Source organism: Hydrogenophaga sp. GW456-12-10-14-TSB4, assembly GCF_059424305.1.
In genome coordinates, this window is the sequence record NZ_JBWKZH010000003.1 from 13,388 (window position 1) to 37,390 (window position 24,003).

Annotated in this window: 19 protein-coding genes; 9 read left to right on the top strand and 10 right to left on the bottom strand. The window is 67.4% G+C overall.

Annotation, left to right across the window (positions count from 1 at the left end; genetic code table 11):
* Positions 1–40 precede the first annotated feature (40 nt).
* Positions 41–3,898 carry a PAS domain-containing sensor histidine kinase gene (locus tag AC07ZS_RS02260; RefSeq protein ID WP_494797009.1) on the top strand — a complete coding sequence of 1,286 codons (3,858 nt, stop codon included), beginning with the start codon at positions 41–43 and terminating at the stop codon, positions 3,896–3,898.
* On the top strand, positions 3,895–4,380 hold the full coding sequence (locus tag AC07ZS_RS02265; RefSeq protein WP_494797010.1) for a response regulator: 486 nt from the start codon (positions 3,895–3,897) through the stop codon (positions 4,378–4,380). The genes AC07ZS_RS02260 and AC07ZS_RS02265 overlap by 4 nt, the downstream gene beginning before the upstream one ends.
* A 24-nt stretch (positions 4,381–4,404) precedes the next feature.
* Here the strand turns inward: AC07ZS_RS02265 and AC07ZS_RS02270 are convergent, their stop codons facing one another.
* Both AC07ZS_RS02270 and AC07ZS_RS02275 read right to left on the bottom strand, forming a co-directional pair.
* Positions 4,405–6,225, bottom strand: coding sequence for a carboxyl transferase domain-containing protein (locus AC07ZS_RS02270; protein WP_494797153.1), 1,821 nt, complete (start codon positions 6,223–6,225; stop codon positions 4,405–4,407).
* Between the two features lie 121 nt (positions 6,226–6,346).
* Positions 6,347–6,649 (bottom strand): RNA-binding protein, encoded by a 303-nt coding sequence (locus AC07ZS_RS02275; RefSeq protein WP_291121781.1) that lies wholly within the window; start codon positions 6,647–6,649, stop codon positions 6,347–6,349.
* 257 nt (positions 6,650–6,906) lie between these two features.
* Between AC07ZS_RS02275 and AC07ZS_RS02280 the strand changes: the two genes are divergently transcribed.
* Positions 6,907–9,834, top strand: coding sequence for a sensor domain-containing protein (locus AC07ZS_RS02280; RefSeq protein WP_494797011.1), 2,928 nt, complete (start codon positions 6,907–6,909; stop codon positions 9,832–9,834).
* Positions 9,835–9,844: 10 nt separating this feature from the next.
* On the opposite strand, the gene AC07ZS_RS02285 is transcribed toward AC07ZS_RS02280, so the two are convergent.
* Together AC07ZS_RS02285 and putA are read right to left on the bottom strand one after the other, a co-directional pair.
* Entirely contained in the window at positions 9,845–10,903 is a 1,059-nt protein-coding gene (locus AC07ZS_RS02285) for a cupin-like domain-containing protein (RefSeq protein ID WP_494797012.1), read from the bottom strand.
* Positions 10,904–10,951: 48 nt separating this feature from the next.
* Complete coding sequence (gene putA, locus AC07ZS_RS02290; protein WP_494797013.1) at positions 10,952–13,924, bottom strand: bifunctional proline dehydrogenase/L-glutamate gamma-semialdehyde dehydrogenase PutA; 2,973 nt, start codon at positions 13,922–13,924, stop codon at positions 10,952–10,954.
* A 104-nt stretch (positions 13,925–14,028) separates the two neighbouring features.
* Between putA and AC07ZS_RS02295 the strand changes: the two genes are divergently transcribed.
* On the top strand, positions 14,029–14,493 hold the full coding sequence (locus AC07ZS_RS02295; protein ID WP_494797014.1) for an Lrp/AsnC ligand binding domain-containing protein: 465 nt from the start codon (positions 14,029–14,031) through the stop codon (positions 14,491–14,493).
* A 4-nt stretch (positions 14,494–14,497) separates the two neighbouring features.
* Here the strand turns inward: AC07ZS_RS02295 and AC07ZS_RS02300 are convergent, their stop codons facing one another.
* Positions 14,498–16,045: a hypothetical protein gene (locus tag AC07ZS_RS02300; RefSeq protein WP_494797015.1), complete on the bottom strand. Its 1,548-nt coding sequence runs from the start codon at positions 16,043–16,045 to the stop codon at positions 14,498–14,500.
* A gap of 22 nt (positions 16,046–16,067) precedes the next feature.
* Complete coding sequence (locus AC07ZS_RS02305; RefSeq protein WP_494797016.1) at positions 16,068–16,598, bottom strand: hypothetical protein; 531 nt, start codon at positions 16,596–16,598, stop codon at positions 16,068–16,070.
* 147 nt (positions 16,599–16,745) lie between these two features.
* Between AC07ZS_RS02305 and AC07ZS_RS02310 the strand changes: the two genes are divergently transcribed.
* A complete protein-coding gene (locus AC07ZS_RS02310) occupies positions 16,746–17,294 on the top strand; it encodes a DUF3617 domain-containing protein (protein ID WP_494797017.1) in 549 nt (182 codons plus the stop codon).
* Here the strand turns inward: AC07ZS_RS02310 and AC07ZS_RS02315 are convergent.
* The gene (locus AC07ZS_RS02315; protein WP_494797018.1) at positions 17,278–17,997 is read right to left on the bottom strand and encodes a YggS family pyridoxal phosphate-dependent enzyme; all 720 of its coding nucleotides are present in this window, start codon (positions 17,995–17,997) and stop codon (positions 17,278–17,280) included. The two genes, AC07ZS_RS02310 and AC07ZS_RS02315, sit on opposite strands and share 17 nt — an antisense overlap.
* 39 nt (positions 17,998–18,036) lie before the next feature.
* Here AC07ZS_RS02315 and AC07ZS_RS02320 point away from each other — a divergent pair, with 39 nt between their 5' ends.
* The 3 genes from AC07ZS_RS02320 to AC07ZS_RS02330 all read left to right on the top strand — a co-directional run bounded on the left by AC07ZS_RS02320 (position 18,037) and on the right by AC07ZS_RS02330 (position 21,247).
* On the top strand, positions 18,037–19,080 hold the full coding sequence (locus tag AC07ZS_RS02320; protein WP_494797019.1) for a type IV pilus twitching motility protein PilT: 1,044 nt from the start codon (positions 18,037–18,039) through the stop codon (positions 19,078–19,080).
* A gap of 22 nt (positions 19,081–19,102) precedes the next feature.
* Positions 19,103–20,239: a PilT/PilU family type 4a pilus ATPase gene (locus tag AC07ZS_RS02325; RefSeq protein WP_494797020.1), complete on the top strand. Its 1,137-nt coding sequence runs from the start codon at positions 19,103–19,105 to the stop codon at positions 20,237–20,239.
* A gap of 105 nt (positions 20,240–20,344) precedes the next feature.
* Positions 20,345–21,247 carry an NAD(P)-dependent oxidoreductase gene (locus AC07ZS_RS02330; protein WP_494797021.1) on the top strand — a complete coding sequence of 301 codons (903 nt, stop codon included), beginning with the start codon at positions 20,345–20,347 and terminating at the stop codon, positions 21,245–21,247.
* Positions 21,248–21,356: 109 nt separating this feature from the next.
* Here the strand turns inward: AC07ZS_RS02330 and AC07ZS_RS02335 are convergent, their stop codons facing one another.
* The 3 genes from AC07ZS_RS02335 to AC07ZS_RS02345 are packed head-to-tail and all read right to left on the bottom strand — an operon-like array spanning position 21,357 to position 23,077.
* Positions 21,357–22,016 carry a BON domain-containing protein gene (locus AC07ZS_RS02335; RefSeq protein ID WP_494797022.1) on the bottom strand — a complete coding sequence of 220 codons (660 nt, stop codon included), beginning with the start codon at positions 22,014–22,016 and terminating at the stop codon, positions 21,357–21,359.
* Entirely contained in the window at positions 22,013–22,636 is a 624-nt protein-coding gene (locus AC07ZS_RS02340) for an SIS domain-containing protein (RefSeq protein ID WP_494797023.1), read from the bottom strand. Before AC07ZS_RS02340 ends, AC07ZS_RS02335 begins: the two co-directional genes overlap by 4 nt.
* Before the next feature lie 36 nt (positions 22,637–22,672).
* A complete protein-coding gene (locus tag AC07ZS_RS02345) occupies positions 22,673–23,077 on the bottom strand; it encodes a YraN family protein (protein WP_494797024.1) in 405 nt (134 codons plus the stop codon).
* Here AC07ZS_RS02345 and rsmI point away from each other — a divergent pair.
* Positions 23,068–24,000 carry a 16S rRNA (cytidine(1402)-2'-O)-methyltransferase gene (gene rsmI / locus AC07ZS_RS02350; RefSeq protein WP_494797025.1) on the top strand — a complete coding sequence of 311 codons (933 nt, stop codon included), beginning with the start codon at positions 23,068–23,070 and terminating at the stop codon, positions 23,998–24,000. The two genes, AC07ZS_RS02345 and rsmI, sit on opposite strands and share 10 nt — an antisense overlap.
* The last annotated feature ends 3 nt before the right edge of the window (positions 24,001–24,003 follow it).

Sequence of the window (24,003 nt, forward strand, 5' to 3'; positions counted from 1 at the left end):
CACGCTGGGGAAAGAAGGCCCTGGGGTACAGTTGTGCCGGATGAGCACCCTTTTCCCGTCGGAGGACAAACGCGTTGACAGCCACAGAACCGAGCGCGCGGCTGTGGAGCGCGAGCGTGCCCTGCTGCTGGAACTGGAGACCCTTCGCGCCGAAAACGAGCACCTGCGGCGCAGCTACGCGCAGCGGCTCAGCGGCCAGCCCGGCTCCCCGGACCTGAAGCGCCAGCCGAACCTGCCGCTGGCGCTCGAAACCGCGCTCGGCCCGGCCAGCGCGAACACCGCCGACCACACCGCCCAGATCGAGTACGAAGCGCTGTTCTCGGCCCTGGCCAGCGTGTTCCCGATCGGCGTCTTTCGCACCGACCACGCGGGCGTGCTCACCCATGTGGACGAGAAGCTGCAGGCCATCTTCGCGCTGCAGAAACAGGACTTCCCCAATTTCGGCTGGCTCAGCCGTGTGCATCCCGACGACCTGGAGCGCGTGCAGCAGCACTGGTTCCGGGCCATCTCGGAGGCAGAAACCCTCAGCGTGGAGTTCCGCCTGGTGCGCCCGGGCGACGAGATCGTCCATGTGCTGGTGCGCAACGCCCCCTTGCGCGACGCCAACGGCGCGGTCGTCAGCCAGCTGGGCTTCATGCAGGACATCACGCCCATGCGCGCGCTGGAAGCCGATGCGCGCATCAAGGACGAGCTGAACCGCCAGATCATCGCCAGCAGCCCCGACTGCACCAAGGTGCTCGACCTGCAAGGCCGCGTGGTGCAGATGACGGCCCAGGGTTGCCGGCTGGTCGAGGTGGACGATTTCGAGCAGGTGCGCAACAGCGACTGGACCACCTGGTGGCCGGACGACGGCGCCCTGCTGTCGCGCGAGGCCCTGGAGAGCGCCCGCCAGGGCAAGAGCGCGCGCTTCGTGGCCTTCGGCAACACCTTCAAGGGCACGCCCAAGTGGTGGGACACCGTCGTCACCCCCATCTGCGACGCCCAGAACCGGCCCGTGATGCTGCTGGCCGTCTCGCGCGACATCACTGCGCTGCACCGGCAACAGGAAGAGATCCAGCATTTCAATGCCGAGCTGGAAGACCGCGTGCGGCAGCGCACCGACGAACTGGCCGAGGCCAAGGAACGCATCCACCAGGCCTTGCGCGACGCCCAGGCGCTTTACAACCAGGCCCCTTGCGGCTACCACTCGGTGGATGCCGAGGGCGTGTTCGTGCTGATCAACCAGACCGCGCTGGACTGGCTGGGCTACGAGCACCACGAGATCGTCGGCAAGCTGCGTTTCCACGACATCGTGGCACCCGAACATCAGCACCTGGTCAGTGAACGCCTGGCCCGCATGACGCGCGGCGAAAAGCTGGAGCCCGCCGAGTTCCCCATCCGCCGGCGCAACGGCAGCACCTTCCTGGCCCTGCTCAGCAGCACCGCCGTCGTCGATGAAGAAGGCCGCTTCGTCCGCACCAACAACACCCTGGTGGACATCACCGAGCGCAAGGCCGCCGAGAATGCCCTGGCCGGGCAACGCAACTTCCTGCAGGCCATCACCAACAGCGTGCCGGTGCAGCTGGCGTTCTACGACCGCGACATGATCTGCCGCTTCGCCAACGCGAGCTACGCCCGCTGGGTGCAGGGCGACACGCGGCAGCTGGTGGGCATGCACCTGAGCCAGATCGCACGCCCGCAGGACTTCGAGGCCTCCCGCCTCCACCTGGCCGCTGCGCTGTCCGGCGAGATCCAGCGTTTCGAGGGCGAACGCGCCTTCCCCGACGGCCACAGCTTCTACGCCGGCATCGAGTACACGCCGTACTGGCAGGCCGGGCAGGTGCAGGGGATCATCATCCAGATGATCGACCTCTCGCAGCGCAAGGCGTCGGAAGACCAGGTCCGCCAGGCCAACGGCCAGCTCAACAGCGCCCTGCGGCAGTCGCAGGATCTCTACAACAACGCCCCCTGCGGCTACCACTCGCTCGACGTCAACGGCATCTACGTGTCCATCAACGACACCGAGCTCGACTGGCTGGGCTACCGCCGCGAGGAAGTGGTGGGCAAGATGGCCTTCCGCGACATGATGGCGCCCCGGCACTCGGATCTGCTCGAGCGCCGCATGCAGAAGATCCTCAAGGACGATGCGCTGGAAGCGGTGGAGTACGAGATGCGCCGCCGCGACGGCAGCACCTTCCACGCCCTGCTCTCGTCGTCGGCGGTGCGCGATGCCAACGGCCAGTTCCTGCGCAGCAACACCACCGTGGTGGACATCACGCGGCGCAAGGCGGCCGAGATGGCGCTGCGCGACAACCAGCGTTTCCTGCAGACCATCACCGACCACGTCCCCGGCCTGATGGCCTACCTAGACGCCGGCCTGCATTTCCGCTTCGCCAACGCCGAACACCTGCGCGTGTACGGCATGGACCCGCAATACATCATCGGGCGGCACATCGGCGAATGCGTGGCGCCCGAGATCTGGGCCGACATCGAGCCGCGCATGCGCACCGCGCTGGCCGGCCAGCCCCACCACTTCGAGACCTGGCGCCCCACCATCGACGGTCAGCAGATCTACGTGAGCGCGAGCTACCTGCCCGACTTCAACGACGAAGGCACGGTGCAGGGCCTGTTCGTGCAGATCATCGACATCACCGACCGCAAACGCATCGAGGAACGGGTGATCCACCTCAACGAGGAGCTGGAGCAGCGCATCAGCGAACGCTCGCTGGAGCTGCTGGAAAGCGAGCAGCGCTTCCGCCTCATGGTGGACAACCTGCGCGACTACTGCATCTTCTTCATGGATGCCGAAGGCATCATCACCGACTGGACCGACAGCGCCCAGCGCATGGACGGCTATTCGCCGACACAGATGCTGGGCCGCCACTACGGCGTGCTGTTCGACCCCGCCAACCCCGACCACGGCAAGGTCAGCGCCATGCAGATGCTGCGCCTGGCGGCCTCGCGCGGACAGCACGAGCTGCACAACTGGCACACCCGCAAGGACGGCTCGCAGTACTGGTCGCATTCGGTGCTCATCGCCCTGCGCGACGACAGCGGCGAGCTCAAGGGGTTCGCCAAGATCAACCGGGACATGACCGACGCCAAACGGCTCGACGACCTGATGCGCAACATCAACGACGAGCTGGAGAACCGGGTGGTCGAGCGCACCGAACAGCTGCTGGCCGCCAACAAGGACCTCGAATCGTTCTCCTACTCGGTCTCGCACGACCTGCGCTCGCCCCTGCGCCACATCTCGAGCTTCGTCAGCCTGCTCGAGGAGCACCTGGGCGGCAACTGCGACGAGGTGAGCGCCCGCTACCTGAGCACAATCGGCAATTCGGCGCGGCACATGAGCCAGCTCATCGACGGCCTGCTCGCCTTCTCGCGCCTGGGCCGATCGGCCGTGAACCTCACGGCGGTGGACTTCACGCTGCTGGTGGATGCGGTGGTCAACCAGATCGGGCACGACACCGAAGGCCGGGTGGTCGACTGGGTCGTGGCGCCCGACCTGCCGGTGGTCCAGGGCGACGCCCTGCTGCTGCGCGAGGTCTGGGCCAACCTGTTGGGCAATGCCTACAAGTACACCCGTCCGCGTGAAAGAACGCGCATCGAGGTGGGCTGGAGCATGGACCCAGTTGTCGGCTATACGTTCTTTGTTCGTGACAATGGCGTCGGTTTTGACACAAAATACGCCCAGAAGCTGTTTGGCGTGTTCCAACGCCTGCATCGCGCCTCGGAGTTTGAAGGCACCGGCATCGGCCTGGCACTGACGCGGCGCATCATTGAGCGACACGGCGGCACCATCTGGGCTGAAAGCCAGCTCGGAGAGGGCAGTGTGTTCTATTTTTCGCTACCTTTTGAAGGCACCCATGGAATCGAGTCGCCCCCCGATTCCATGCCGGCCGCCCTGGAACCATGAGCAAAAACGCCGACGCCATTCTTCTCGTTGAAGACAATCCCGACGATGCCGAACTGACCAAGCTGGCCCTGGCCCGCCATGGTCTGGACGGGCGGGTCACGCACGTGTCGGATGGCATGCAGGCGCTGGACTACCTGCACCGCCGCAACGGTTTCACCAACCGCTCGGGCAGCAACCCCATGCTCGTGTTGCTGGACCTGAAGATGCCGCTGCTGGACGGCATCGGCGTGCTGCGGGAAATCAAGGGCTCGGACAACCTGCACCACATCCCGGTGGTGGTGCTGACCTCGTCGACCGAGCCGAGCGACCTGCTGCGCGCCTACGATGCCGGCACCAACGCCTACATCGCCAAGCCCACCGAGTTCTCGCAGTTCCTGAGCGCGATGAAGCACGTGTGCGAGTTCTGGATCAACATCAACCAGACCGCCCCGCAACTGCCCAACGCGGGCGTGCGCACCACCGGCTTCGGCGACCTGATCTGACCCCCGGGGCCGCCGGCCCCGGCCTCACCAGGTGTCGATGAAGCGCCCCGCTCGGTGCGCCGACACCTTGGCCCCTGCCAGCCCCTTGACCAGCCAGTCGCGCGTGTGCGCCGGGTCGATCACGGCATCGATCTCCAGGGTGGTCGCCATCTGCACCGCCGACCCGTTGGCGTATTGCTGCGCCAGCAGGCGCTCGAACAGCGCGTCGCGCTGCGGCCCTTGCGGCACCGCCTCCAGCTCCTTGCGGTAACCCAGGCGCACCGCGCCTTCCAGCCCCATGGCGCCGAATTCGGCCGTGGGCCAGGCCACGGTGAAGGCCGGCGCATGGAAACCGCCCGCCGTCATGCCCATGGCGCCCAGGCCGTAGCCCTTGCGCAGCACGACGCTGAAGAACGGCACGCGCAGGTTCGCCGCGCCGACAAACAGGCGGCTGACGTGCCGCACCTGCGCACGCGCCTCGATGTCCGGGCCGACCATGAAACCCGGGGTATCGACGAGGCTCACGATGGGCAGGCCGTGCGCGTTGCACAGCTGCATGAAACGAGCGGCCTTGTCCGCGGCATCGGCATCGATCGCGCCGCCCAGGTGGAGCGGGTTGTTGGCCATGACCCCCACCGCGCGGCCCTCGATGCGCGCCAGTGCGGTGTGGATGCCGATGCCAAAGCCGGTGCGCAGCGGCAGCAGGCTGCCGGCATCCACCAGCCCGTCCATCGCCGCCCGGGTGTCGTACACACGCAGCCGGTTCTCGGGCACCACCTCGCGCAGGGCCAGGGCATCGGGTGCTCGCCCGCCGTCGACCGGCCCCTGGAAGAAGGACAGGTAGTGCCGGGCGGCGGCCACCGCCTGTGCCTCGTCCTCCACCAGCACGTCGATCACGCCGTTGGCGTGTTGCACCGCGCTGGGCCCGATCTGCTCCGGCCGGAACACGCCCAGCCCGCCGCCCTCCACCATGGCCGGGCCGCCCATGCCGATGTTGCTGCCTCGGGTGGCGATCACCACGTCGCAGCAGCCCAGCAAGGCGGCGTTGCCGGCGAAGCAGCGACCGCTCACGATGCCCAGCACCGGCACCTGGCCGCAGAGGCGCGCGAACGCCGCGAAAGTACCCACGTGCAGGCCGGCGACGATCGGCATGTCGGTGTCGCCCGGGCGGCCGCCACCACCTTCCGCGAGCAGCACCACCGGCAGGCGCTGCTCCAGCGCAATGCCCAGCAGCCGATCGGTCTTCTGGTGGTTGCGCATGCCCTGCGTGCCGGCGAGCACCGTGGCGTCGTAGGCCATCACCGCCGTGCGCGAGCGCTCGGCGCCGTGCTGGGCGGCATTGACCGAGCCGATGCCGGTGACCATGCCATCGGCCGGGGTGTTGGCCACCAGGTCTTCCTCGCTGCGGCGGTTGCGCTGCGCGGCCACCGCGAGCGCGCCGTACTCCAGAAAACTGTCCGGGTCGCACAGGTCGGCGATGTTCTCGCGCGCGGTGCGCAGGCCCAGGGCGTGGCGGCGCGCGACCGCCTCGGGCCGGGCCGCATCGAGCGTGCGGGCCTGGCGGTCGATCAGGCGCTGAAGGTCGGGCCGGAGTGCGGCCGGCCCGGCCGCGGCGGCGGGCGCCTCCGCGGAGGCGGCGGCCGGCAGGTCGGACGGGCGAGCGGGCGTCGCCCGCAGCAGGACATCGCCCACCTGCACCGACTCACCCGGCGCAAACAGCAGCTCCAGCACCTGCGCAGCCGTTTCGGCGCGCAGCTCGTGCTCCATCTTCATGGCCTCGAGGATCACCAGCACGTCGCCCTGGCGCACCTGGTCGCCAGGGGCGACCAGCCATTGCACGATCTGGGCGGCCAGGGGAGAACGCAGGGAATTCATGCACCGATTCTGCGCGGCACCCGGGCGCGCGCAGGTCAATCGGGAGACAGGGAGGGGGGAGGAAGCGAGAAGAACGGGTCGCGGCGGCCCCGGGCCGCGAGCCAGGAGGGGCTCAGTAGATGTCGGAGTCGGCCCACTGCGACGACGGGCCGTCCTCGGCCGTCACGGGCACGTTGAGGTTGAGCACGAACACCACTTCACCGCCGAAGCGGCCCACGCCCAGGCTTTTCATCAGCACCTGTTCCTGCTCGGGGCGCTCCATGCGCAGGAAACAGATGGCCTGCTTGGTGCCTTCGTGCATGGCGGTCAGGATGTCGAGCCGCGTGATGCGCCCGAACTCGCTGCACAGCTGGTGCAGCGCGGACTTCAGACTGGAAACGTCGCTGTATTGCCTGAGTTCTGCGAGTGTGCTCACAATCAACTCCCTCAAAGTTCGAAACGGCGGTGGCGATGCGGTAGCGCGGGGATGGGGAAAAAACGCAGGCTTGGCATCGGCGATGGGGCCATGTTAGAACAATAGCAACAAAATCTAACATTCACGTTACAAATTTTCCCCACATTTGGGTAGGTCGTGCGGAAGTTCACACGCCCTGAACCACCTTACGCCCGCCATGTGTGCAACAGATGACAGTCGGTCTGTATGCTGCACCTTCGACCATCGACACCCTTGCCATGCGCCCTGGATCTGACAACCGCCCCCCGCTGATCGCCGACAACGCCCTGGAGCGCGCCGGCGCCTGGACCGTGCCGCATCAGCGCGGCGAGCTGGACCGTCTGGCCGAAATGGCCGCGCAACTCGCCGGCACCTCGGCGGCTTTGCTGCTCGACCTGTCCCACGAGGCGCCCGAAGTCATGGGCTCACACGGCCTGGACCCGGACCAGACGGCCAGCACCCTGGAAGCCTGCACACCGCAGCTTCGCGAGCGCACGGACATCGAGCGCTGGCTGACGGCCGGCCCCCTGCACGGGCACTGGCTGCCGGTGTTCGACGCGGTCGGACAGTCCGGCCTGTTGCTGCTCGACCCGGCACCCCGCGAGCAGCCGGCCATCGGCGCGCCCACGCTGCAGCTGCTGGCGCAACACGCCGCCGATGTGCTGGCGCTGGCGCGCCGCTGCGAACAGAGCGAGCAGTACAACGCCAACGTGCTGCGCGAAAGCGAAAGCCGGCTCAACCTGACCGAACACACGGCGGGCGCCGGCAGCTGGTCGCTGCAGCTGTCCACGCGCGAGGTGGTGCACTCGGACGAGTTCGCCACCATCCTGGGTCTGGCCGATCACCGCCAGGTGCGCAACCTCGAAGACATGGTGCAGCGCTACTCCCCCGAGTGGCGCAACGGCATCCGCCAGCGCCTGGAGCGCTGCGCACAGTACGGCGAGGGCTTCGACGAAGAGATCCAGGTGATGGTCGAGGGCGGCGCGCCCAAGTGGGTGCGCACCGTGGGCACTGCCGTGCGGCGCGCCAACGGCCAGATCGTGCGCATCCAGGGCGCGATCCAGGACATCTCGGCCCAGAAGCAGGCCCAGCAGGACACGCTGCGCCTGGCGATGCGCCTGACCACCACCCTGGCCAGCATCACGGAAGCCTTCGTCACGCTGGACCGGCAATGCTGCTTCACCTACCTCAACCAGGAAAGCGAACGGCTGCTGCAGAAGACCACGGCCGACCTGCTGGGCCTGGAGGTCTGGCAAGGTTTCAGCGCCGGCCTCTCGCAGCGCCTGAAGGACCAGCTCACGAAATCGCTCAACACCAACCGCCGCGTGGAGCTGGAAGACTTCTTTCCCACGCTGGGCAAATGGCTGGAGGTGCGGGCCTACCCGTTCGCCGAAGGCCTGGCCGTCTATTTCCGCGACGTCACCGAACGGCGGCGCTCGCAGGAACAGCTCATGCTGCTGGAGACCAGTGTGTCCCGGCTCAACGACATCGTGGCGATCGCCGAGACCGGTGCGGGCAGCGACGACCAGGAGCCGCGCATCGTGTTCGTGAACGACGCCTTCGAGCAGCACACCGGCTACAGCCGTGCCGAGGTGCTGGGACAGACGCCGCGCATGCTGCTTGAACTCGACCCGGCCATTCCCAAGCTGCGCGAACTCGCGCAAGGCCTGCAGCAGACCCGCCAGGCCCGCACCGAACTGATGGTGCGCCGCAAGAACGGCGCCATGTTCTGGGTGGAACTGGAAGTGGTGTCGGTGCAGGCCACGGCCGAGGAGGTGACGCACTGGGTGGCGGTGGGGCGTGACATCACGCAGCGCAAGACCGCCGAGGACATGATCCGCCACCTGGCGTTCTACGACGCACTGACCGACCTGCCCAACCGCCAGCTGCTGCTGGACCGGCTGCAGCAGGCGCTGGCGGCCAGCGCGCGCTCGGGCCAGCACGGCGCCCTGATGTTCATCGACCTGGACAACTTCAAGATCCTCAACGACACGCTGGGCCACCACATGGGCGACCAGCTGCTGCAGAAGGTGGCCGCGCGCCTGACCCGCAGCGTGCGCAAGACCGACATGGTCGCGCGCCTGGGCGGCGACGAGTTCGTGGTGATGGTCGACGACCTGAGCACCGACCCGGACGCCGCCGCCTTCAAGGCCACCGCCCTGGCCGAGAAAGTGCTCAACACGCTGCGCGAGCCTTTCCAGCTCACCGGCCACCAGCACTTCGCCACGCCCAGCATCGGCGTGACCTCGTTCAACGGCCAGCAGAGCGACGTGGGCGAACTGCTCAAGCAAGCCGACCTGGCGATGTACCAGGCCAAGTCGCTGGGCCGCAACACGCTGTGCTTCTTCGACCCCAACATGGCGGCCACGGTGAGCGCCAACGCCACCGTGAGCTCCGACCTGCGGGTGGCGCTGAGCGAGCAGCAGTTCGTCGTTCACTACCAGCCGCAGGTGGACCGCGTGGGCGTGATCACCGGCGTGGAAGCGCTGGTGCGCTGGCAACACCCCCAGCGCGGCCTGATATTCCCGGCCGATTTCATCCCCGTGGCCGAAGACACCGGCCTGATCCTGCCGCTGGGCCAGTGGGTGCTGGAGAAGTCCTGCGAACAGCTCGCGGCCTGGGCCGACCGGCCCCAGACGGCCAACCTCAGCATCGCAGTGAACGTGAGCGTGCGCCAGTTCCGCCACCCCGACTTCGTCGACATGGTGATGGCCGCCATCACGCGCACCGGCATCCGCCCGCACAAGCTCAAGCTCGAACTCACCGAGAGCCTGCTGGCCGACCGCATGGAGATCACCATCGACAAGATGGGCATGCTCAAGGCCCTGGGCGTGACGCTCTCGCTGGACGACTTCGGCGTCGGCTATTCGTCGCTCTCGGTGCTCAAGCGCCTGCCGCTGGACCAGCTCAAGATCGACAAAGGCTTCGTGGCCGACGTGCTCACCGACCCGAACGACGCCGCGATCTCGCGCGCCATCATCGCGCTGGCGCAGAGCCTGAGCCTGCAGGTGGTGGCCGAAGGCGTGGAAACGCAGGAACAGCGCGACTTCCTGGCCTACCAGGGCTGCGACCAGTTCCAGGGCCACCTGTTCGCCAAGCCCCTGCCCATCGAGGCGCTCGACGCCCTGCTGCAGAACCCGACTGCGGGCATGCTGGTGCTGTCCTGACCCGTGGCCCTCACCAGTTGGTGATGGTGGGGTTCTGGAAGCTGTAGTGGTTGGGCAGCGCGAGGTTGGAGAACGAGAACGACAGGCTCACGTCCAGCGCCGTCACCTGGTGCCACCAGCCCAGGGGCAGGAAGACCGTCTCGCCCGGCTCGACGATCACCTCGAGCACCGTGGCCTGGCTGAACAGCGGATAACGCGCGAGGTCGGGCCGGTCGAGATCGATCGGGCTGTAGACCTCGAAGTGGTTGTAGAGCAGCGGCGTCTGCAGCGGTGAAATGAAACGCCAGCGCTTGCGCCCCACCACCTGGGTGTGGCACAGCATCAGCGTGTCGTGGTGCAGCGGCGTGACCGTGCCCGCCGGGCCGAACCAGAACGACGCGCGGCGCGCCAGCTGCGAGGGATCGCAGAACGCGGGCAGGCTGCCGATGTCGGCCAGGATGGGCGCGAACTCGGGCCGCGCCAGCATCTCGTTGTTGGCGGTGAGGTAGTAGTCGTTGGTGGTGCCACCGGCGAGCACCTGGTCGACAAAGTCCGCAAGGCGGACCTGGCGCCGGTGGTCCATCTTGTTGACCTCGTAGTTCGGGTCCGCGCCGCGTTCGGCCTGGATCTCCACCTGCAGGTGGCCGAAGCGCTCGCGCAGGTCCTGCGGCGACCAGCGCCGCATGGCCGGCCAGTCGCGCGCCGCGCCGGTGAGCACCAGGGGGCGGCTGCCCACCACGTACTTCTCGACGAACTCGTCCAGCGGCACATCGCCGCGCTTCTCCACCTGGCCATAGCGCGGGTTCAGCTCCAGCAGCTTCTGCTGGTTGGCCATCACCGACTCGAGCTTGGTCTGCAGCTGCTGGAACTTGCGCGCCGCGAGAAACGCCGGGTCGCTCTCCATGGCCCGGATCGCGGGTTCGCACTCGGCCGGGTCCAGGCCGGCTTCGGTCATGGTGACCAGCATGGATTCGGGTGTGCACTGGCGCAGCCGGTTTTCGGCGATCCATTGCCGCCAGCCCGCATCCAGCGGGCGGTAGGCGATGGCTTCCAGCGGTTTGGGTGCGGCGGGAATGGTGGACGGGTTCATGGCGCCGGTCAGTATCGCACCGGCCGTGTGTCGAAACGCGTCGGATTGTTACCCGGTGAACAGGGCCACATTGCCACCGGCCGCCGTGGTGTTGATGGTCAGCGTCTGTTCGGCGCAGAAGCGCTGCAGGTAGTGCGGGCCGCCCGCCTTGGGGCCGGTGCCGCTGAGGCCTTCCCCGCCGAAAGGCTGCACACCCACGACGGCACCGATCATGTTGCGGTTCACATAGACGTTGCCCACGCGGGCCGCGCCGGCCAGTGCCAGCGCACGGCTGTCGATGCGGGTCTGGATGCCCAGCGTGAGGCCGTAGCCCAGCGCGTTGATTCGCTGGATGACGGCCATCGGATCGCCGCTCCAGCGCACCACCTGCAGCACCGGGCCGAAGATTTCCTGCCCCACCTCGGCGATGTCCCCCACCTCGAACATCTGCGGCGCGACCAGCTGCGGCAGATCGGTCGAGGGGCGCGCCTCCAGCAGGGGCCGGGCCTGCTGGCGCAGGCGCTGAAGATGGCGCGCGATGCCCTCGAAGGCCTCGGCGTCGATGACAGGGCCCAGGTCGGTCGACAGCGCCGACGGATCCCCGGCCACCAGTTCGCTCGCGGCGCCCCCGATCATGGCGATCACGCCGTCGGCCACGGCCTCGTGCACACACAGCAGGCGCAGCGCCGAACAGCGCTGGCCGGCGCTGCGGAACGCACTCTGCACCACGGCGTCGGCCACCTGCTCGGGCAGGGCCGTGCTGTCCACCAGCATGGCGTTGATGCCGCCGGTCTCGGCGATCAGCGGCACGAGGGGACCGTCTTTCGCGGCCAGCGCGCGCTGGATCAGCTTGGCCACCTGCGTCGAACCGGTGAACACCACGCCGGCCACACCCGCCTGCGCCACCAGGGCCGCGCCCACGGTGTCGCCCGGGCCGTGCAGCAATTGCAGCGCCTCGGCCGGCACACCCGCCGCATGCAGCAGCTTCACCGCTTCGAGCGCGATGGCGGGGGTCTGCTCGGCGGGCTTGGCCAGCACGGTGTTGCCGGTGACCAGCGCGGCCGCCACCTGGCCGATGAAGATCGCCAGCGGGAAATTCCACGGGCTGATGCACACCCAGGCGCCGCGCCCTTCGAGCCGCAGCGTGTTGCTCTCGCCCGTGGGACCCGGCAGCGTCTGCGGCGCCATCACGCGCTCGGCGTCGTTCGCGTAGTAGCGCAGGAAGTCGATCGCCTCGCGCACCTCGGACACCGCATCGCCCCAGCCCTTGTGCGCCTCCTTCACCAGCAGCGCACACAGGCGCGGCATCTGCTGTTGCAGCGCATCGGCCGCACGTCGCAGCACGGCCGCGCGCTCGGTCAGCGGCGCATGGTTCCAGCCGGCAAAGGCCCGCACGGCGGCCTCCACGGCGGCCGGCGCGTCGGCGGCACGGGACTCGGCCACCGCCGGCACCACCAGCGCCGCGTGCGCGGCCAGCAGCGGCTCGCGGTGCGCGGCCACCGCGAGGTCCAGTCCCTGGCTGTTGGGGCGCGCCGGTCCGTACAGATCCGGCGGCAGGGGCAGCGAGGACGCGACGGCCTCCGGCCGGGACTGCGCCAGCGGCGACACCAGCAGCTCATCCATGCCCACCGATTCGTCGGCCAGCTGGTGCACGAACGACGAGTTCGCGCCGTTCTCCAGCAGGCGGCGCACCAGATAGGCCAGCAGGTCGCGGTGCGCGCCCACCGGGGCATAGACGCGGCACGAGACGGCCGGGTTCTTCAGCACCTCGCGGTAGATACCCTCACCCATGCCGTGCAGGCGCTGCAGCTCGAAGGGCGTGCCCTGCTTTCCCGCCATCTGCAGGATGGCCGCGATGGTGCCCGCGTTGTGCGTGGCGAACTGCGGGTGGATCGCATCGTGCGCCGCGAGCAAGGCGCGCGCGCAAGCCAGGTAGCTCACATCGGTGTGCGGCTTCTGCGTGAACACCGGGTAGGCCGGCAGGCCCAGCTCCTGCGCGCGCTTGATCTCGGCGTCCCAGTAGGCGCCCTTCACAAGGCGGCACATGAACTTGAGCCGGTGTTGCCGCGCCAGGTCCGCCACGTGCTCGATCAGCTCCACCGCCCGCGTCTGGTAGGCCTGCAAGGCCAGGCCGAAGCCCTGCCATTGCGGGCAGTGCTGCGCCACCCGCGTTGCCAGCGCCTCGAACACGGCCAGCGACAGCTCGAGCCGGTCCACCTCTTCCGCGTCGATGGTGAGATTGAGGTGGGCGGCAGCCGCCGCCTCGCACAGCGACCACACGCGCGGCACCAGCTCGCGCATCACACGATCGTGCTGCGCGTCCTCGTAGCGGGGGTGCAGCGCGCTGAGCTTGATGGAGATGCCGTCGTTCTGGCTCGGGTGCCGCGCGGGGTCGGCGCTGCGCGCGATGGCGGCGATGGCGTTGCGGTAGCTCTCGAGGTAACGCAGGGCGTCTTCATCGGTGCGCGCGCCCTCGCCCAGCATGTCGAAGCTGAAGCGCAGGTTGGCCTGGCGCTTGCGCGCCGCGGCGGCTTCCTTCATGCCCTCGACGATGGTCTGCCCCAGCACGAACTGGCGACCCAGCAACTGCACCGCGCGCAGCGTGGCGGCCACCACGGTCCTGGCGCCCAGCTTGGCCATCAGGCCGGGCTCGCTGCCCACCGACGGCAGGAAGTGTTTGGACATGGCAATGGCCGTGGACGATAGGCGCGCCAGCGTCGAGTCGGCCGCGCCGTCGAAATCGGCCCTCCCCAGCTGGTCGGCGGTGAGCGCGATCGCCGTCTCGGCATCGGGCACGCGCAGCAGCGCCTCGGCCAGCCGCATGAGGGCCAGGCCTTCGGCGCTGGAGATCGGGTATTCCTTCAGCAGGCTTTCCATCGCCCAGAACGGCGGCGGGTTCTCGCGCACCGCACGCACCCAGGGCGCCGCGTCGCCGGCCGCCGCCGCCCAGTCCAGCGCGCCCTTCAGCGCCCCCAGTCGCTGAGCCAGCACGCCGGCCTCCGGGCGGTAGGGAAACGGCAGGCGGTCTTGGGCACGGGGCATGGAGGGCTCCAGAAAGCGATGGATCGGTGAATTCACGCATGTTGCCGCTCATTCAGACGAGTTTTTCACCAAAGATTTGCCATCAAACCGGATAATTCACCAACATGCCTGACGAACTCGACCGCATCGACCTGAAGATCCTGCAACTCCTGCAGGCCGATGGCCGGCTGACCAACCTCAAGCTCGCCGAGGCGGTGGCGCTCTCCCCCACCGCCGTGCTCGCGCGCACGCAGCGCCTGCAGCGCGACGGCTACATCCTGGGCTACGAGGCGCGGCTGAACCCGCTCAAGCTCGGGCGGGGCATGATGGTCTTCGTCGAGGTGCTGCTCGACCGCACCACCCCCAACGTGTTCAACGAGTTCAAGGCCGCGGTGCAGGTGCGCGACGAAATCATGGAATGCCACATGGTCGCCGGCGGCTTCGACTACCTGCTCAAGACCCGCATGGCCGACATGGCCGCCTACCGCGACTTCGCCGGCAGCGTGCTGTGGCAGTTGCCGGGGGTGCGCGAGACGCGGACCTATGCGGTGATGGAAGAGGTGAAGAACAGCTCAAGGCTGCCGTTGTGACGCGTCACGCCGCAGGCGCCGCACAGCGGCGCCGCTTTTCCTCATACTCAGCCTTTGCCGCGAGATGCCGGTCGTAGCGACGGGCGTCCTCCTGCCGATAGGCCTCGTAGGCGGCGTCCCATGCACGGATTTCTGGCTCGTTCAGCACCATATGAGGATCGCGAACTCGGTAGGGCTCCTGCCAGTAGCGCCGTTCGTATTGGTTCCAAAGGCCGTCATAGCCGGAGAAAAACCGGATAACGTCTATGGAAATGCTCAAGTAAGCTGGAATGGTGAACTTGGTCAAGCTGACCTCCGTGCCGACGCGAACTTCGGGGAGCGCCCTCAACTCCTCGGCGTTGGCCAAGCTGATGTAAGGCATATCCCAGGGGACCCTGTCATACGTGCATGTCCTCGCATACAGCGTCTCATCATCTGCAGGATAGGGATGTTCAGCCCATTCGCATTTCTTTTGGCCGCCCATGCCAGGCCCCCAAAAGGTCCACGTTTCTGTGTAAGGTCTCCTGTCCTCGATCGATTGATGTGACCATCCGTATAGGGTCCAAACGAAAGTCTGAGGCGCGGTGCTTTCGTACGTGACCTTCTCCAGCCGGTGTGTGGATTCAAGCGGAGCACGACGCTCCCAAGGTCTTTGGCCCCCCTCCCACGGACTTGCCACAAAGTCCGGAAACGGCGGCATGGGCTTGCTCGGCAAGGCGTCCAGCTCTCGCAGCGCAGTCAGCACATGCTCGCGAATCCGCCCCGCCGTGGCCAACGCGGGATTGAGGTAGATCTCGAGAAGCCCATGGCCGATCAGGTCCCCTTTGCCATTGAGCCCCGCTGGTCGGCTCATGTACGGCGGTATCTCCGTGGTGTTGGCCACCACGGCGCCGATGAGCCGCAAGCCGTTGATGACCATGTCCTTGTCCGCGAGCGTGTGGGCGCCGGAAAGCGTCGGTGACGCGGGCGCCACGTGCACCACCCGCACGTCTTTGCCCTCGCTCTTGCTCGCGGCATGGGCATACGCCCGGTTCACGAAGAGGTTGCCCTGGGAATGGGCGAAGAACAGCATCTTCTTCTGCTGGCCCGTCCAGAGATCGATCTGATCGCGATGTCGAGCGGCTACCTCACCCATACTGGGGCTCCCTAGACTGGCGGTCAGTTCGCGCATCAGCGCTGCGCGCGACAGATCGAACAGGTCATCGAGGAATTGCACCAGGCTGGGAATGGCCAAGGTCAGCGCCTTCCACCAGAAACCTTCTCCTCGCGCCGCTGAAAAGAACAGTTCGAACCGACCGGCCAGCAGGCTTCCATGTTCGTTCAGCCGCTGGTCGAAGGTCTCCACGAAATCGGCGAAGCCTTGGGTGTCGTTGTAGAAGAGCTGGTAGGTGATGGACTCGCCTTGAGGTGTCGCGGGACCGTAGAGATCCTCCAGCCTTCTTCGAGCCTCACTCGCTTGAGGCAGTGTGGTCTGGACCCCATTGAAGAATCCGAACACCACGCCACTCTTTTCGCATTGATCTCCTGCCACTGCCGATAGAGGCACTACAAAAGAAAAAAACAGAAGCCACATACGTGGCCATTGGGAAAAAACTTCAATCACAGCCGCGCCCCTTGAACGAGCTCGACACTGAGCCGCTGGCGGCCTTGTTGAATGCGATGTAAGCCTTCAACCGGTCTTTGGTGTTGGTGGACATCGACTCAATCTCCCCAGACAGCTGAGAAGCTTCTACCCCTGCGAAGGTGTCAAAGACACAATCAACGGCTCGGGCGCTGGCCTCTACAGCCTCGTCCACTACCGTCGGATTGCTGGTGTCCACCAACAGCATTCGTCGATACGCCCGTGCCGTCTGCATCGCCGCCTTGCGCTGCGCGGGCTCCGCATACTTTTTCTCGATGTACCGTTCAATGTCATCCCGAACACCGTTGGCGTTCGCATCAATCCCGGCGAGCGTGGGCTCGCGTTCAAGCACCGGCAACTCACCACTGGCTTCCAGCCGGGCAATCTCCTCCTGCGGTGTGCGCGACGCGCCCTCACTACCCGTCCCACCGCCGCAACCCGCCAGCGCAAACGCCAACGCCAGTGCCCACATCCCCGGGCGCGTGGCACAGCCATTTTTCATCATCGTGCGTTCCTCCCTGAATCGCCAAGCAGCCATCCGCTTGGCCAACCCCAATATAGTTAATTAGAACTACACATACCCCCCGGGGGCATTTCTCGGCAACGTGGCATTCGGCGCAGCACAATGGCCCTCTCACTCCCGGGAGCTGCCATGCGCCGCATCACCACCGCCCTCGCCGCCCTGCTGTCGGGCGTCACCCTCGCAGCCGCCACCGCTCACGCCCAGAGCATCAAGCCCGGCCTGTGGGAAATGAGCCAGAAGATGGGCGGCAACGCCCAGATGGACCAGGCCAGGGCGCAGATGCAGCAGCAGATGGCCGGCATGTCACCGGCGCAGCGCAAGCAGATGGAAGACATGCTGGCCAAGCAGGGCATGGGCATGCCCGCACAGGGCTCGGGCGGCGGCATGGCCATGAAGGTCTGCATCACGCCCGAGATGGCCGCGAAGCAGGACCTGCCGATGCAGGGCGAATGCACCAGCACCGTCACCTCGCGCAGCGCCAGCACGCTGAAGATGAGTTTCGTCTGCAAGAAGCCGCCGTCCTCCGGCGAAGGCACCTACACCTTCAGCGGCGACACCGCCTACACCATGAAGATGGTGATCAACAGCATGCACCAGGGCAAGCCCCAGACCACGACCATGGACGGTCAGGGCAAGTGGCTCTCGGCGGACTGCGGGACGGTCAAGCCGGCGAAGTGACTTTGGCGGGGCGGCCGCCGAACACGGCGCGGCCCACGCGCACCATGGTCGAGCCGGCGACGATGGCCGCTTCCAGGTCGTCGCTCATGCCCATCGAGAGCGTGTCGAGCGCAAAGCCGGCACCGTTGAGCTCGTCGAACAAGGTCCTGGCCTGCAGGAACACCGCGCGCTGCGCCTCGAAGGTCTCGGCCGGCTCGGGTATGCACATCAGGCCGCGCAGCCGCAGGTTCGGCAAACGCGCCACCGCCTGGGCCAGCTCATGCAATTCGGCCGGGGCCACACCCGCTTTTGTGAGACCCCCGTCCACGTTGACCTGCAGGCAGACCTGCAAGGGCCGCAGCCCTTGGGGCCGCTGCTCGTTCAGGCGCTCGGCGATCTTGAGCCGGTCGACCGATTGCACCCAGTCGAAATGCGCAGCCACCAGGCGGGTCTTGTTGCTTTGCAGAGGACCGATGCAGTGCCATTCCGTTGGCATCGGCGCAACAGCCGACTCGCGCAAGGCAAGGATCTTCTCGACGCCTTCCTGCACGTAGTTTTCACCAAAACACCGCTGGCCGGCAGCCTGCGCCTGACGAACGGCCTCCGGCCCGAAGGTCTTGGACACCGCGAGCAAAACCACCTCATCCACAGGGCGTCCGGCCTGCGCGCACGCCCGTGCGATGCGCTCCTTCAACCCTTGGAGATTGCGTTCAATGGTCGTCATAATCTGCCGTCATACCTCAACACCGCACGGGACCCCGGGATGGATATCACCCAACTGCTTGCCTTCAGCGTCAAGAACAAAGCATCCGATCTTCATCTCTCGGCCGGTCTTCCACCCATGATACGGGTGCATGGTGATGTGCGACGCATCAACGTCGAACCGCTGGACCACAAGCAGGTCCACGGCATGGTGTACGACATCATGAACGACAGCCAGCGCAAACAGTACGAGGAATTCCTGGAGTGCGACTTCTCGTTCGAGATCGAAGGCCTGGCCCGCTTCCGCGTCAACGCGTTCAACCACAACCGCGGTGCCGGCGCGGTGTTCCGGACCATCCCGAGCAAGATCCTCACACTGGAGCAGCTCAACGCGCCCCGGATCTTCGGCGACCTCGCCCTGCGCCCGCGCGGCCTGGTGCTGGTGACCGGGCCCACGGGTTCGGGCAAGTCCACCACGCTGGCCGGCATGGTCAACCACCTCAATGAAACCGAGTACGGCCACATCCTCACGGTGGAAGACCCGGTGGAGTTCGTGCACGAGTCCAAGAAGTGCCTGGTCAACCAGCGCGAGGTCGGCCCGCACACGCTGAGCTTCTCGAACGCGCTGCGCTCGGCGCTGCGCGAGGACCCGGACGCGATCCTGGTCGGTGAAATGCGCGACCTCGAAACCATCCGCCTGGCCATGACCGCCGCCGAAACCGGCCACCTGGTGTTCGGCACGCTGCACACCTCCAGCGCGGCCAAGACCATCGACCGCATCATCGACGTGTTCCCGGCCGAAGAAAAGGACATGGTGCGCGCGATGCTGTCCGAATCGCTGGTGGCGGTGATCTCCCAGACGCTGTGCAAGACCAAGGACGGCACGGGCCGCGTCGCGGCGCACGAGATCATGCTGGGCACCAGCGCGATCCGCAACCTGATCCGCGAAGCCAAGGTGGCGCAGATGTACTCGGCCATCCAGACCGGCAACAGCGTGGGCATGCAGACGCTGGACCAGAACCTCTCGGACCTGGTCAAGCGCAACGTCATCAGCCCGGCGGAAGCGCGCGGCAAGGCGAAGATCCCGGAAAATTTCCCCGGCTGATCAGCCAAGGAAGGCAGGCACCATGGAACGCGACCAGGCATCCAAATTCATCAACGACCTGCTGCGCCTCATGCTCAGCCGCTCGGGCAGCGACCTGTTCCTCACCGCCGACTTCCCGCCGGCGATCAAGGTCGACGGCTCCATCGTCAAGGTGTCGCCGCAGCCGCTGAACGCCACGCACACGCTGGCGCTGGCGCGCGCCATCATGAACGACAAGCAGGCCGCCGAGTTCGAGCGCTCGAAGGAGTGCAATTTCGCGATCTCGCCGCCCGCCATCGGGCGCTTCCGCGTCAATGCCTTCATCCAGCAGGGCAAGGTCGGCATGGTGCTGCGCACGATTCCCGCCGTGCTGCCCACCATCGACAAGCTCGGCCTGCCCCAGGTGCTCAAGGACGTGGCGCTGTCCAAGCGGGGCCTGTGCATCCTGGTCGGTGCCACGGGCTCGGGCAAGTCCACCTCGCTGGCATCGATGGTGGACTGGCGCAACGAGAACACCCACGGCCACATCATCACGGTGGAAGACCCGATCGAATTCGTGCACCCCCACAAGAACTGCGTGGTGACGCAGCGCGAGGTGGGTCTGGACACGGACAGCTGGGAGGCCGCGCTGAAGAACACGCTGCGCCAGGCGCCCGACGTGATCCTGATGGGCGAGATCCGCGACCGCGAGGCCATGGAGCACGCGATCCAGTTCTCCGAAACCGGCCACCTGTGCCTGGCCACGTTGCACGCCAACAGCGCCAACCAGGCGCTGGACCGCATCATCAACTTCTTCCCCGAAGAGCGCCGTGCGCAACTGCTGATGGACCTGTCGCTGAACCTGCGCGCCCTGATCTCCCAGCGCCTGGTGCCGCGCCAGGACAACAAGGGCCGGCACGCGGCGGTGGAGATCATGTTGAACTCGCCGCTGATCTCCGACCTGATCTTCAAGGGCGATGTCGCCGAGATCAAGGAGATCATGAAGAAGAGCACCCAGATGGGCATGCAGACCTTCGACCAGGCGCTGTTCAACGCCTTCGAGGCCAACCTCATCACGCTGGAAGACGCATTGCGCAACGCCGATTCGCTCAACGACCTGCGCCTGCAGATCAAGCTCAACAGCCAGCGCGCCAAGTCGCTCGACCTGGCCGCGGGCACCGAGCACCTCACGATAGTCTGACCCACCCCCGCGCCGCGCTGGCGCGCGTCACCCCCTCAAGGGGACAATGTCTGCGGCCCGGCAAAGCCGGTTCCGCGACATTTCTTGTATTGGAAGCTTCTTCACATGACCAGCATCGCTGAACGCACCTACGAATCCACCCCTGCGCGCAAGGTCGCCTTCATCGGCCTGGGCGTCATGGGCTATCCCATGGCGGGGCACCTGGCGCGCGCCGGCCACACCGTCACGGTCTACAACCGCTCCGGCGCCAAGGCCGCGGCCTGGGTGGCCGAATTCGGCGGCGCGCACAAGCCCACGCCGCGCGAAGCGGCCCAGGGCGCCGACATCGTGTTCGCCTGCGTGGGCAACGACGACGACCTGCGCTCGATCACGCTCGGTGCCGACGGCGCTTTCGCCGGCATGGCCCCCGGCGCGGTGTTCGTGGACCACACCACCGCCTCGGCCGACGTGGCGCGCGAGCTGCACGGCGCGGGCAAGACCCTGGGCATTGCCTTTGTGGACGCACCCGTCTCGGGCGGTCAGGCTGGTGCGCAGAACGGCGCCCTGACCGTGATGTGCGGCGGCGAAACGGCGGCGTTCGACTCGGTCAGGCCGGCGGCCATGGCCTTCTCGCGCGCCTTCACCCGCCTGGGCGAGAGCGGCGCGGGCCAGCTCACCAAGATGGTCAACCAGATCTGCATCGCCGGCCTGGTGCAAGGCCTGTCCGAGGCGATCGCCTTCGGCCAGAAGGCCGGGCTCGACATGGTTCAGGTGCTCGACGTGATCGGCAAGGGCGCGGCCCAGAGCTGGCAAATGGACAACCGGGGCAAGACCATGGTGGCCGACCAGTTCGACTTCGGCTTCGCCGTGGACTGGATGCGCAAGGACCTGGGCCTGGTGCTCGACGAAGCCAAGCGCAACGGTGCGCGCCTGCCGGTCACCGCGCTGGTGGACCAGTTCTACGCCGACGTGCAGGCCATGGGCGGCCAGCGCCTGGACACCTCAAGCCTGATCAAACGCTTGAAGTAGCTCCCCCCGCGCCGCCTTCGGCGTCACCCCCCAGGGGGCAACACGTGCGGCCCGGCGAAGCCGGTTCCGCCGTGTTCTGGATGGCGCCACCGCCGGCGCCGCTGTTTGCTTACTTCGTGGGGTTGGTGGGCGCTGGCTGCTTGGCGGCGCCGATGTTGACGAGTTCCTGCTCGGAAATGATCTCGAACACGCGCACCACGCGGGACACGCTCTGCGTGTTGCGTGCGATGTCGGTGGCGCGGTCGGCTTCGCGCTGCGTCACCCGGCCCATCAGGTACACCGTGCCACGCTCGGTCACCACCTTGAAGGCGCTGGCCGTGAGGTCCTTGGCGTCCACCAGCGACGCCTTCACCCGGCCGGTGATCAGCGTGTCGCTCGCGCGCTCCTTGAGCGAGGGGCTGTTGGTCACGCCCAGCTCGTTGATGACCTCGCGCACGTTCTCCACGCCGGTCACAATCTGCGTGACCTTGGTCTTGACCGCCTCGCTGGAGGCCTCGCCCGTGATCAGCACGCGGCGGTTGTAGCTGGAGATGGCGTAACGCGCGTGCGCGTCGCCCAGCTCGTCCTTGAGGCGGTTGGACGCGCGCAGTTCGATGCCCTGGTCGTCCAGCTGGGCACCCGAGGTGCGCCGGTCCACCGCCACCAGCGCGGTCACGGCCGCGCCGCCCACCACCAGCGGCGCGCAGGCGCTCAGCGTGGCACCCAGGGCGGCCACGGCGAGCGCGGCGGCGGCGATGCGGTGAAAGGAAGGGGTGTCGGTACGGTTCATGATGAAGCACTCTCCATAGGGATGTTGGACTCGTCGGGCAGACCCAGCAACTGGGCGTCCACGCCGTCGCAGAGGCAGTGCAGCACCAGGTGCTGCACTTCGAGGATGCGGGCCGGCAGCTCGTGCGGCACGCACAGGTGCACGTCGGTGTCGCGCAGTTGCATCGAGAGCCGGCCGCCGCGCGCGCCCGTGAGCGCCACCACGATCATCTCGCGCTCGTGCGCGGCTTCCACCGCCGCCAGCACGTTGGCCGAGTTGCCGCTGGTGGACAGCACCAGGAGCACGTCGCCGGCCTGGCCCAGCGCCCGCACCTGGCGGGCGAACACCGCGCGGGCGTCGAAATCGTTGGCAATGCCGGTCAGCACCGCCGCGTCGGACGACAGCGAAAGCGCGGCCAGTTCGGGCCGCTCGCGCTCGTAGCGCCCCATGAAACTGGCCGCGAAGTGCTGTGCGGCGGCGGCCGAAGCACCGTTGCCGCAGGCCAGCACCTTGCCACCACCGGTGACACTGGCCAGCACGGCGGCGATGGCGGATTCGACCAGCGGCGCCAGGGACTGCGCGCACTGGTACTTCAGGTCGGCGCTGTCGATGAACTGTTGCTGGATGCGTTGCAGAAGCATGGCGCGATCATAGCGGTGAGGGGTGTATCAAATTGCTCAGAATGCCGCAGAGGCATCAAAAGCGGCGCGCAGCCACTCGATGCGAGCCGGCGTCGGCGCGTCGAACGCGCCTTCGATCAGCACCACATCGAAGCGGCATGCAGGCTCTGAGCCCCATCGCAGCAAAAAGTGCCGCGCGGCGAACACGATGCGCCGTTGCTTCGCCCCGGTGATGCTCGCCCCGGCGCCCCCGTGGCGCTGGCTGGCGCGCTGGCGCACCTCGACAAAGACCAGCGTGCCGTCGGGCTCGCGCATAATCAAATCGACTTCGCCGCCACCGCGGCCCGGGGTCCTGAAGTTGCGCTGCACCAGCGCCAGGCCATGGCACAGCAAGTGGGCCAGGGCCGCATCTTCTGCCGCAGCACCCCGGTCCCGGGTGGTCTGATTTCTGGATGTCCACATTGTCTGCAAGCACTCCATCCCTGTTGGCCGCCGCCCGTGACGCCGCGGGGCACCAGCATTATCCGCAGGGCGCGCTCTACATGGTCGCCACCCCCATCGGCAACCTGGCCGACATCGGGCTGCGCGCGCTGCAGGTGCTCTCCCTCGTGGACACGGTGGCCTGCGAGGACACGCGCCACACCGCCGCGCTGCTGCAGGGCTACGGTCTGCACAAGCCGCTGCTGGCGCTGCACGAGCACAACGAGGCCGAGGCCGCGCAGACCGTCGTCCAGCGCCTGCAGGAAGGCCAGCGCATCGCCTACGTGAGCGACGCCGGCACGCCGGGCGTGAGCGACCCGGGCGCGCGCCTGGTCGCGGCGGCGACCGCCGCCGGCCTGCGCTGCCTGCCGATCCCCGGCGCCAGCAGCATCACCGCGCTGCTCAGCGTGGCTGGGCACAGCGGCTGGGACGGCCGCTTCGTGTTCGCCGGCTTCCTGTCGCCCAAGGCGGCCGAGCGCCAGCGCGAAGTGCAGCAGATCGGCGCCGACGCCCGCGCCTGTGTGCTGCTGGAGGCTCCGCACCGCATCGAGGCCTTGGCCAGGGAACTGGCCACGCTGGGGCAGCGCACCCTCACCGTGGGACGCGAGCTGACCAAGCAGTTCGAGGAGATCGCGCCCATGCCCGCCGAAGCCTTCCCCGGCTGGCTGCAAAGCGGTACGCACCGCACGCGCGGCGAGTTCGTGTTGGTGGTGCATCCGCTGACGGCCGAGGCCGCCGAGGCCGGGGCGGTGGACGCGGCGGCCTTGCGCACGCTGGACCTGCTGCTGGCCGAACTGCCGCTGAAAACGGCCGTGCGCCTGTGCGCGGAAATCACCGGCCAGCCGCGCAACGCGCTCTACGACGCGGCCCTGGCGCGGCGCCAGGCAGGGGCGGCCGAAAGCTAAGAA